8 protein-coding genes are annotated in these 9872 nt (G+C 73.4%); 7 read left to right on the top strand and 1 reads right to left on the bottom strand.

Annotated features, from left to right (window positions below):
- The first annotated feature begins 52 nt into the window (after nucleotides 1-52).
- The 3 genes from VF139_06165 to VF139_06155 are packed head-to-tail and all read left to right on the top strand — an operon-like array spanning nucleotide 53 to nucleotide 5625.
- Nucleotides 53-934, top strand: coding sequence for a polysaccharide biosynthesis/export family protein (locus VF139_06165; protein ID HEX6850973.1), 882 nt, complete (start codon nucleotides 53-55; stop codon nucleotides 932-934).
- Nucleotides 934-3177 carry a polysaccharide biosynthesis tyrosine autokinase gene (locus VF139_06160; protein HEX6850972.1) on the top strand — a complete coding sequence of 748 codons (2244 nt, stop codon included), beginning with the start codon at nucleotides 934-936 and terminating at the stop codon, nucleotides 3175-3177. Before VF139_06165 ends, VF139_06160 begins: the two co-directional genes overlap by 1 nt.
- Before the next feature lie 6 nt (nucleotides 3178-3183).
- Entirely contained in the window at nucleotides 3184-5625 is a 2442-nt protein-coding gene (locus tag VF139_06155; GenBank protein HEX6850971.1) for an O-antigen ligase family protein, read from the top strand.
- Here the strand turns inward: VF139_06155 and VF139_06150 are convergent.
- On the bottom strand, nucleotides 5622-5921 hold the full coding sequence (locus tag VF139_06150) for a hypothetical protein (GenBank protein HEX6850970.1): 300 nt from the start codon (nucleotides 5919-5921) through the stop codon (nucleotides 5622-5624). The genes VF139_06155 and VF139_06150 overlap by 4 nt on opposite strands.
- A gap of 81 nt (nucleotides 5922-6002) precedes the next feature.
- Here VF139_06150 and VF139_06145 point away from each other — a divergent pair, with 81 nt between their 5' ends.
- The 4 genes from VF139_06145 to VF139_06130 all read left to right on the top strand — a co-directional run.
- A complete protein-coding gene (locus VF139_06145; GenBank protein HEX6850969.1) occupies nucleotides 6003-6596 on the top strand; it encodes a carboxypeptidase-like regulatory domain-containing protein in 594 nt (197 codons plus the stop codon).
- A 79-nt stretch (nucleotides 6597-6675) separates the two neighbouring features.
- A complete protein-coding gene (locus VF139_06140) occupies nucleotides 6676-7194 on the top strand; it encodes a carboxypeptidase-like regulatory domain-containing protein (protein HEX6850968.1) in 519 nt (172 codons plus the stop codon).
- A gap of 98 nt (nucleotides 7195-7292) precedes the next feature.
- Complete coding sequence (locus VF139_06135; protein ID HEX6850967.1) at nucleotides 7293-8570, top strand: replication-associated recombination protein A; 1278 nt, start codon at nucleotides 7293-7295, stop codon at nucleotides 8568-8570.
- Nucleotides 8571-8640: 70 nt separating this feature from the next.
- Nucleotides 8641-9872: sialidase family protein (locus tag VF139_06130; GenBank protein ID HEX6850966.1), on the top strand; the 1232-nt coding region annotated here is incomplete at its 3' end.

Genomic DNA, 9872 nt, shown 5'->3' with positions numbered 1-9872 from the left:
CCCCCGGGGCGTCCGCTTTGTATACTGTGCGGGTTTCCAACGGAGCTTCACCTTGATCGCCCTCCTCCTCCTCGCCCTCGCCTCCGACCCCGCTCCCTCCCAGGAGCCCCTGAAGCTCGAGGCGCGCCCCCTCGCGGCGGGCGTCGAGCCGACCTTCGTCCGCAAGGGCGGGAGCGACTACCGGATCGGCCGCCAGGACCTGCTCGAGCTCAAGGTCTTCGACCTCAAGGAGCTCGACCAGACGGTGCGCGTCGCCGACGACGGCTCGATCACCCTGCCGCTGCTGGGCCGCCTCGAGGTCGCGGGGTTGACCAAGGGGGACCTCGAGAAGCTGATCGCGACAATGCTCGAGGCGAAATACGTCCGCGATCCCCAGGTCACGATCTTCGTGAAGGAATACGAGTCGCGGAAGGTCGCGGTCTCCGGGGCGGTCAAGAAGCCCGACACCTACGAGATGCTCGGCGAGAAGACGCTGCTCGAGATGATCTCGATGGCCGGCGGGCTCGACAAGGATCTCGGCCGCGAGATCATCGTCTTCCGCCAAGCCCAGGACGGCTCGACGCAGCGGCTCGCGGTCGATCTCGAGCGGCTCGTCTACGACGCCGACCCCGCGCTCAACCTCCCGGTCTCCCCGGGGGACATCATCTACGTTCCCGCCGTCGAGAAGGTCCGGATCTTCGTGAACGGCGCGGTGAAGAACCCCAACCTCTACGAGATCCCGCGCGACGAGCCGGTGACGGTCCTCAAGGCGGTCACGATCGCCGGAGGCACGACCGACCGGGCCTCCGAAAAGCGCGTCCAGGTCATCCGCACCAACCCCGACGGCACCCGACGGACGATCCCGGTGGATCTCCGGAAGGTCAAGCGCGGGAAGGCCGAGGATCCGGTCCTCCAGAGGGACGACCTCGTGCTGGTCCCGGAGAGCTACTTCTGATGGACCCCTCCGCCCGGCAGCGCCACCTCCTCGAGTACTGGGCGGTGCTGCGGCGCCGGCGCTGGATCGTCTACCTCGGCGTCGCGGTCGTGGGCCTCGCCTCGCTCGTCGGCTCGTTCCTCGTGACGCCGCTCTACCGCGCGACGGCGACGGTCCAGATCGAGCGGCAGAGCCCGGACATCCTGACCTTCCAGGACATCGCGAAGGTCGACTACTCCTTCGCGGCCTACTCCGACTTCTACCAGACGCAATACAAGATCCTCACGAGCGAGGCGGTGTCGCGGCGGACCGTCGAGCGCGCGCGCCTCGCCGCCCACCCCGACTTCCGCCCGAAGGGCTCGCCGGGCCTTCTCGCGAGGCTGCGGTCGCTTCTTCCCACCACCGGCCCGAAGGTCGCGAGCGATCCGATCGACATCGCGGCGGCGCGCGTGCGGGCGAGGCTCGAGGTCGTTCCCGTCCGGAACTCCCACCTCGTCCAGGTGTCGTGGGTCTCCGACGATCCCGCGCTCGCCGCGACGGTCGCCAACGCCGCCGCCGAGGCGTACATCGCGTTCAACCTCGAATCGGGGTACACCGCCTCCGACCAGGCCTCCGAGTTCCTCGTCGACCAGATCGGCCAGCTCAAGAAGGAGATCGACGTCCTCGAGCGGGAGCTGCAGTCGTACGGCGAGTCGAAACGGATCGTCTCGGTGGACGACGCGAGCAACATCACGATGCGCGCCCTCGCCGACGTCGCCGAGCGCCGCACGCAGGCGCGCGCGGTCCTCGCGGAGAAGGAGGCGGCGTGGACGGCGGTGCGCTCCACCCCCGACGAGGCGCTCCCGGAGACGCTGCGCTCCGACCTGATCGCCCGCCTCAGGCAGGACCGGGCCTCCCTCGAGGCCGAGATCGCCCAGAAGGGGAAGACCTTCAAGGACGACTGGCCCGGGATGGTCACCCTGCGCGGGAAACTCGAGCAGACCGAGGCGCGCCTGGCCTCCGAGACCGCCGCGATCGCCCGCAGCGTGCGCCTCAATCTCGAGGCGGAATACCGGAGGGCCCGGGCGGAGGTCGAGAACCTCGACGCGCTCCTCTCCCGCCAGGAAGGGGACGCGCAGCAGCTCAAGCGCGACGCGGTGGAGTTCACGAACCTCCAGGGCGAGGCCCGGAAAAAGCGCGACACCCTCAACGCGCTGATCGCCCGCCAGAACGAGATGGCCCTCTCGACCCGGCTGCAGTCGCTCGACGCGACCTCGTCGAACGTCAAGATCGTGGACCGCGCGAGGGCCCCGCTCGCCCCGTTCCGGCCGAACCGCCTGCTCAACACCCTCGTCGGCCTGCTGCTCGGGGCGTCGCTGGGGATCGCCGCGGCGTTTTTCCTCGACTACCTCGACAACACCGTCGCCTCGGCGGCGGAGGTCGACCGGCTCGTGCACCTCCCGGTGCTCGCGACGATCCCGCGGCACGGCGACCCCTCCTCCGCCCGGGTCGTCTCGATGCGGCGCACCGCGGCCGCGGGGCCGGTCGCCCCGCCGGGTCCCGTGGACCTCGTCGTCCACCGCGACCGGCGCGCGCCGGTCTCCGAGGCCTACCGCGAGCTGCGCACGGCGATCCTCCTCTCCAACGCCGGGCGTCCGCCCCGGCGGATCGTGGTCACGAGCGCCCTTCCCGAGGAGGGGAAATCGGCGACGGCGATCAACCTCGCGATCGTGCTCGCGCAGCTTTCGCGGCGGGTGGTCCTCGTCGACACCGACCTGAGGCGCCCCCGGCTGCACCATGCCTTCGACGTCGACAACGCGCGCGGCATGAGCACCTTCCTCTCGGGGCTCGAGGACGACCCGAAGGGGCTCGTCCGCGAGACGGCGATCGAGCACCTCGGGATCGTGCCGAGCGGCCCGATCCCGCCCAACCCCTCCGAGCTGCTCAACGGAGAGCGGTTCGCGGGGTTCGCGAACGCCCTCGTCGACGCGGGGTGGGAGCACGTGATCTTCGACTCCCCGCCGGTGTTGTCGGTCGCCGACCCGGTCATCCTCGGCCACGCCTCCGACGGCGTCGTCCTGGTCGCGCGCGCCCACCGCACGCCGCGCGAGTCGCTGCGCCTGGCGGTCGAGCGGTTCGCGCAGGCGGGGGTGAAGCCGTTCGGCGTCGTCCTCAACGACGTCGACGAGCACGTGCACGGGTATCGCTACTACCGGTACTACGGCCGGAGCGAGGCCGACGACGACGCCGCATCCCCGCCGTCCGAGCGGCGCTCCGCCGGGTAGCGACCGATGGCCCTCCGCGCGCTGGCGTGGGGCCTGGCCGCGTTCGCCTTCGCGGCACCCCTCCCGTTCGGCGCCGTGGGGGCGGGCGGGCGGCTCGCCTTCGAGATCGCGGCCCTCCTCCTCGGCGGCGCCGCCGTCGCGGCGTTCTGGCGACGCGAGTCCCCCGCTCCGCCGAAGGCGGCGCTCGCGGGGCTCGCGATCCTGCTCCTGCTCCCGCTCGTGCAGCTCGTGCCGCTCGGTCCGGCCTCGGCCGGGGAGGCCCCGCCCGCCGAGGCCGCGCTCCTCGGGGTCGACCCGGCGACGCTCGACGCCCCCGCCCGCCTCTCCGTCGACCGCGGCGCCACGGCGTCGGCCGTCCGGACCGGAGCCGCGACGGCGCTGCTGTTCCTCGCGGCCGCCGCGGTTGCGACCGCGGGGCGCGCCGCCGCGCCGGCGTGGGGCCTTCTCGCGGGGGCCGCGTTCCAGGCCCTTTACGGGATCGCGGTCCTCGCCTCCGGCTCGGGGACGATCTGGGGGGAGCCCAAGCTCCACTACCTGGACTGCGCGACCGGGACGTTCGTGAACCGGAACCACTTCGCGGCGTACGTCGCGGCCGGCCTCGCCGCGGGGTGCGGCCTCGCCTTCGATCTGCTCCACCGCGCGCTCCGGGAGCGCCGCCCCGGCCGTCCCCTCTTCTCCGACCCGCGGGCGGCGCGGGCGGCGCTCGCGTTGACCCTCGCCGTCCTCGCCCTCGCGGGGCTGCTGCTTTCGTTCTCGCGCGCGGGGATCGCGCTCGGCGTCGCGGCGGCGGCGGGCACGGCGCTCGCGGGGAGCGCGGGGATCGCGTCGCGACGATGGAGGATCGCGGTCGGAGTGTGCGCCGTCGCCCTCGCGGCGCTCCCGCTCCTGGACGTGGGAGCGGGACGCCTCGCCGATCGGTACGCCGCGACCGACGAGGACTTCGGCGCCGCCGGCGGACGCGGGACGGTGTGGCGCGACGCGCTGCGCCTCGCGGCGGCGCATCCGGTCGCGGGAACCGGGCTCGGGACGTTTGCCGCGGCCTACCCCGGGGCGCGCTCGCCCGAGGTACGCCCTCGTTACTCGCACGCCCACAACGACGCGGTGCAGCTCGCGGCGGAAGGAGGGCTCGTCGCGGTCGCCGGGCTCGCCTGGCTTCTCGTCGCGTTGGTTCCCCGCGCGGCGGCGGCGCTGCGCGCCCGCCACGGACCGCTCGCGACGGGGTGCGCCGCCGGCGCGGCGGCCTTCGCCCTGCACGCCCTCGTCGACTTCCCCTTCCACATTCCCGGGGCGGCCGCGGCGGGAGCCTTGCTCGCGGGCGCGACCACGGGGCTTCCCTGGGGCGGCCGGAACTTCAACGTGGTCCGCGACGACCCGTCGCGCGCCGGGCGCGCGGCGGCGGTCGCGTGCGCGGGGCTCGCCCTGCTCGCCGCGGGGATCGCGACCGCGCTCGGCGCCGACACGGCCCGCGCCCCCTCCGACGCCCCCGACCTCGCCGCGACCGCCGCGCGCGCGGCCCTGGAGCGCGGCGCGGACGATGCCGGGGCGCGGGCCGCCCTCGTGGAGCTGCGGCGCAGGGTCGGCGCGCGACCGCTCGACGGCGCGATCCGCGCGGCCTACGCCGGCGCCCTCCTCGACGTCGCCGGAGAAGACGCCGGGGTACGCGACGCGGCCGTGTTCCATGCCGGGCGCGCCGCCGCGTCCGCCCCCGTTTCGGTTCCGGTGGTCGCGGCGGCGGCGCGAACCCTCGCGCGGGCGGGGCGCGCCGACGCGGCGATCCCCCTCGTGCGGTCGATGTTCGGGTTCGATCCCCGCGCGGCGGCGGTCGTCCTCCTCGAGATCGAGGGGTTCGTCGTGACCCCGGACGCCGCGGTCCCCGAGCTCGCGGCGGCGTGGACCGCCTGGGGGCTCGAGCTCCGGCGCTCGGGGCGTGGGGCCGAAGGGAACCGTCGCATCGAGGAGGCGGTCGCCCGCTGGCCGGAGGACGTGCGGGCCCGCACGCTCGCCGCGCTCTTCGCCGCGGGGGACCGCCGCCACGACGACCTCGACGCGCTCGTTCCCGATGCGTTGCCCCTCCCCGCCGACCCCGCGCACGCGACGCTGCTGGCGTTGCGCGCCCAGATCGACGCCCGCCGGGGCGATCGGGATCTCGCGCGCGCCCGGGCGGCCGCGGCCGAGGAGGCCTCCTCCGGCGACCCCGCGGTCCGCGAGATCGCCGCGCGCGCGCTCCTCGACGCCGGGGACGTCGAGGCCGCGCGCGCGATGTGGACGCGGGCGTGGTGGTCGCTCCCCGCGATCGACGCGACGCGCCCCACGAGGTTGCGACTGGCCCTGTCCCTCGCCCGCCTCGAGCGCGAGCACGGTCGCGCCGGGGACGCGCGGCGCGCGTACCGCTCGGTGCTGGAGGTCGATCCGGAGAATCTCGAAGCGAGGCGGGAGTTGGGAAACTAACGCCGGCGGCGGTTCCTCGCCTCGCGGTAGGCCCCCGCGGCAACGAGTCCGCCCAGCGCCGCGAAGACCGCGCCGGGAATAGCGGCCCCGACCACGGCCCCGCCGAGCTTCACGGGATGGCCGGCGAAGTGGAACCCGGCGGCGAGTGCTCCGACCCCGGCGACGAACCCCCACAAGGCCGCGAACGCGAAGTAGGCGGCGCGGAGCCGGCCGGTCGAGGAGCTTCCGCCCCCCGCCTGACGGGAGGAAGCGGCGCGGCTATACTCGGGTGCGTCGTCGGATCGTGCGTCGGTCATCTATGCCGTTCCTGAGTGCCCCGCGAACCGGGGCTCGCGACTGGCGGAACACTACGGGATCAGGAGGAGCCGGTCCACAAAATGTTGTCGAGACATATCGCTTTGGTGGTCGCGGTCGCCCTCGTCGCCGGGTCGATCCCCGTCGATGCGCGCAAGAAAAAGGAACAGGACGCGGAATCCTCGACGAAGGGAGGCGGCTCCCGCATCGAGGGACGCGTCGTCCGTGCGGACGGCGAGACCGCGGCATCCCAGGCCACGGTGAAGTTCGTTCCGCTCCTTCCCGAAACGCCGACGGTGACCGTGGTGACGAACCCGAAGGGATGGTTCTCCGCCGAGGGAGTGCCGGTCGGCTACGTGGACCTCGTCGTCGAGTTCGAGGGTGCCGCCTTCGTGGGAAACCAGGTCCTCAACGTCGCGCCGATGGGACGCCAGGAGCTCCAGGTCGTCCTCGCGCGACGAGGGGAACGGACCGAATCGTGGTGGTCCGGCCGCGAGATCAAGCCGCTTCCGGGAGGGGGCCAGGCCGACGGGATCGCGGAGCTCAGGCCGAAGCTCGGGGGGAAGGACTTCTGGAAGTCCCCGAAGGGGCTCGCGGTGCTGGGCGGGATCGGCGCGGCGGTGCTGCTGGCGATCGCCTCCGGGGGTGGCTCGACGGCGAGCGCCTCCCAACCGTGACGATCCCGGGGGTTGACGTTGCGGGGATCGCACGGCGACAATGCGACGTCCGCGTCCCGGGACAAGAAGGAGCCTCACGATGCGTTCGATGATCTTCGGCCGCGCCCTCGCGGTCGCACTCGCCCTCGCCGTCGTTGCGTTCTCGTCGCCCACGGCGATCCGGGCCGCCGACGCCACCCTGCTGGGTCGTGTGACCGACGCTCCGGGCGCGTCTCCTCGCCCCGGCGTCGTCGTCGCGCTGTACGACCCCGCAACGCAGGCGACGTACCGTTCCGAGCCGACCGACGCCCGCGGCGCCTTCCGCATCGGCGACGCGCAGTCGGGGACCTATCAGGTGGTCGTCGAGGCCGCCGAAGGGGCGTACCTCGCGGGGAACGCCGTCGCCCTCAAGTCCGGCGACAATCCCCCGCTCTCCGTCGCGCTGCGCCCGGCGTCGCAGGAAGGGGGCACCGCTCCCGCCGCCGGCTCCGGCTCGAAGCAGGCCCCGTGGGTCAAGTGGGTCATCGCGGGGGGCATCATCCTCGGCGGCGCCCTGATCGTGAACGCCGTCACCGACGACGAGCAGGAAGCGAGCGGCTTCGGCCAGCCGGCGAAGTGAGCCGCCGACTCTTCGACGGATCCTCCGAAGGCCCGCCCCCCGGCGGGCCTTCGTCGTTCGGGGCGCCTGCGGGAGCGGAAGCCCCCCTGGCCGACCGCATGCGTCCCGGCGACCTCGACGCCTTCGTCGGCCAGGAGCGCGTCCTCGGACCCGGAACCCCGCTGAGGCGCGCGATCGAGCGCGACGACCTGCGTTCGATCGTGTTGTGGGGCCCTCCGGGCTCCGGGAAGACCACCCTCGCGCGGATCATCGCCCACCGCACGCGCGCCCACTTCGTCCCCTTCAGCGCCGTCCTCGCGGGGATCAAGGAGGTGAAGGAGGTCATGCAGCACGCCGCCGCCGAGAAACGCGCGACGGGGCGCCGCACGATCGTCTTCATCGACGAGATCCACCGCTTCAACAAGGCGCAGCAGGACGCCTTCCTCCCCTGGGTCGAGGACGGCACGATCGTGCTGATCGGGGCGACGACCGAGAACCCTTCGTTCGAGGTGAACTCGGCGCTCCTGTCCCGCTCGCGCGTCTACCGCTTCGACCGGCTCACCGACGACGACCTCGTGGCGCTGCTCGGGCGCGCGCTCGGGGACCCCGAGCGGGGGCTGGGCGGGCGCCGGATCGAGATCGACCCCGCCGTCTTGCGCGCGATCGCCCTGCAGTCGCAGGGGGACGCCCGCGCCGCGCTGAACGTCCTCGAGTTCGCGGTGAACACCGCCCCCGAGGAGGAGGACGGCGTGCGCCGCGTGACCGCGAAACACGTGGAGGAGGCGGTCCAGAACGCGACCCTCTATTACGACCGCGCCGGCGAGGAGCACTACAACCTCATCAGCGCCCTGCACAAGTCGATGCGCAACTCCGATCCCGACGCGTCGATCTACTGGCTCGCCCGCATGCTCGAGTCCGGCGAGGACGCGCTCTACGTCGCGCGCCGGATCGTCCGTTTCGCGAGCGAGGACGTCGGCCTCGCCGACCCGCGCGCGCTGACCCTCGCCCTCGCGGCGAAGGAGTCGGTCCACTTCGTCGGCCGCCCGGAGGCCGACCTCGCCCTCGCGCAGGCCGCCGTGTATTGCGCCCTCGCGCCGAAGTCGAACGCCCTGTACCGCGCGTGGAAGGACGTCCAGAAGGCGATCCACGAGGGGGCGACCGACCCCGTTCCGATGGCGATCCGCAACGCACCGACGGGGCTGATGCGCGCCGAGGGGTACGGCGAGGGGTACGCGTACGCCCACGACTTCGAGGACGCGGTCACCGCCCTGGAGTGCCTCCCCGAGCGGCTGCGCGGACGGGTCTTCTACCGCCCCGCCGAGCGCGGGCTCGAGGCGGAGCTGAAAAAGCGGATCGAGGGGTGGCGCAAGGCGCGGGAGTCCCGCCGCACCCCGTGATTCTCGTCACGTGCCGGCGGGAGGAAATGGTCGTACAACCCCGGAACATCGTGGACCCCGGGGGGATCGCATGTCCGCACTCCGTCTCGCCGCCGCCTCGCTCGCCCTCGTCGCCTTCTCGGACGTCCGGTCCCAGGCCCTCGTCCCGCCGCCGATGGTGCCTTCGCGGGAGGTGGATCTGACGGCGCCGATCGATCCGTTCCCTCCCGCGCTCGCGTGGCAGCGGGCGTTCGGGAACGCGAACGGCGGCTGCGTGCTGGGAATCGGAGGGGAGCGGCTCGTCGCGATCCCCGTCGCGATCGACGGCACCCCCGGCGCCCAGGTCGTGGCTCCCCTGCCTCCGGGATCCACGCGAGCGCACGGGTTCGCGGCCGTCCTTGCGGGGACGGGGCGCCTTCACGTGGCCCTGGGGGTGGACGATCCCGCCGGCGGGCGACGCCTCGCGGCCCTTCATTCCGACGATTGCGGGGGCACCTGGTCCCCCGCCGTGACGCTCAACGCTTCCGACACCCCGGGGGGCTCGAGCTTCCAATCCTCCTTCCGGCTCGTGGCGATCGACGCCGACGGGCAGGGACGCGCCGCGATCGCCTGGCTTCCCTACACGAGTCCCCGCGTCGTGGTTTCGACGAGCGCCGACGGCGGCGCGACGTGGACCGCCCCCGTGGAATCGATCGACGACGTCCCCGGCGACACGAGCTTCGCGAATCTCGGGCTGGACGTCGCGATCGACCCGGCGTCGGGAGCGGTCGTCGTCGCGTCGGCGGACCTCGCGCCCGGTTATCCCCTGGGCGCGGTCGTGCGCACCTCGCGCTCCACCGACGGCGGGAGGACCTTCTCCGATCCGGCGCTGGTCCCGGGAACGCCAACCCCGTCGGCCGAGCCGGACGCGGCGTTCCCCGACCTCGCGGTCCTTCCGGACGGATCCATCGCCCTGGTCTTCTCCGAGTCCGACGGGAGCGTCGCGGGCACCGGGATCGCCCAGCTCCGGACCACCGACGGAGGGGCCGGCTGGACGAGGGGACCGCGCCTCCCCTTCGGCGCCTCGGGGGACGCCAACTACTGGCAGATCGATCCGGCGGTCGTGCGCGAAGGGGACCAGGCCCTCGTGTACTGGCCGGGCTCGTCGGGGCTCGCCGTCGCACGGTGGGATGGCGCGGCCTCGGCGTTCGTCGGTGCGCAGACGCTGACGCCGTTCGTGTTTCGACCGGCGTGGATCCAGGGGTTCGCGAGTCTCGCCCGTGCCGCGAACGGCACTTGGGCCCTGGCCTATCTCGCATCCGGTCAGCCGCAGGAAACGCGCTA

It is taken from the genome of Candidatus Polarisedimenticolaceae bacterium, assembly GCA_036376135.1.
Taxonomy (GTDB): Bacteria; Acidobacteriota; Polarisedimenticolia; order Polarisedimenticolales; family DASRJG01; genus DASVAW01.
This window is presented reverse-complemented; position numbering and strand designations above follow the sequence as displayed.

What these genes read in the sequence shown, in the direction of transcription:
- VF139_06150 (HEX6850970.1), bottom strand. Translation starts at nt 5,921, where the DNA reads ATGACCGACGCACGATCCGACGACGCACCCGAGTATAGCCGCGCCGCT.
- VF139_06155 (HEX6850971.1), top strand. Translation starts at nt 3,184, where the DNA reads ATGGCCCTCCGCGCGCTGGCGTGGGGCCTGGCCGCGTTCGCCTTCGCG.
- VF139_06145 (HEX6850969.1), top strand. Translation starts at nt 6,003, where the DNA reads ATGTTGTCGAGACATATCGCTTTGGTGGTCGCGGTCGCCCTCGTCGCC.
- VF139_06135 (HEX6850967.1), top strand. Translation starts at nt 7,293, where the DNA reads ATGCGTCCCGGCGACCTCGACGCCTTCGTCGGCCAGGAGCGCGTCCTC.
- VF139_06140 (HEX6850968.1), top strand. Translation starts at nt 6,676, where the DNA reads ATGCGTTCGATGATCTTCGGCCGCGCCCTCGCGGTCGCACTCGCCCTC.
- VF139_06160 (HEX6850972.1), top strand. Translation starts at nt 934, where the DNA reads ATGGACCCCTCCGCCCGGCAGCGCCACCTCCTCGAGTACTGGGCGGTG.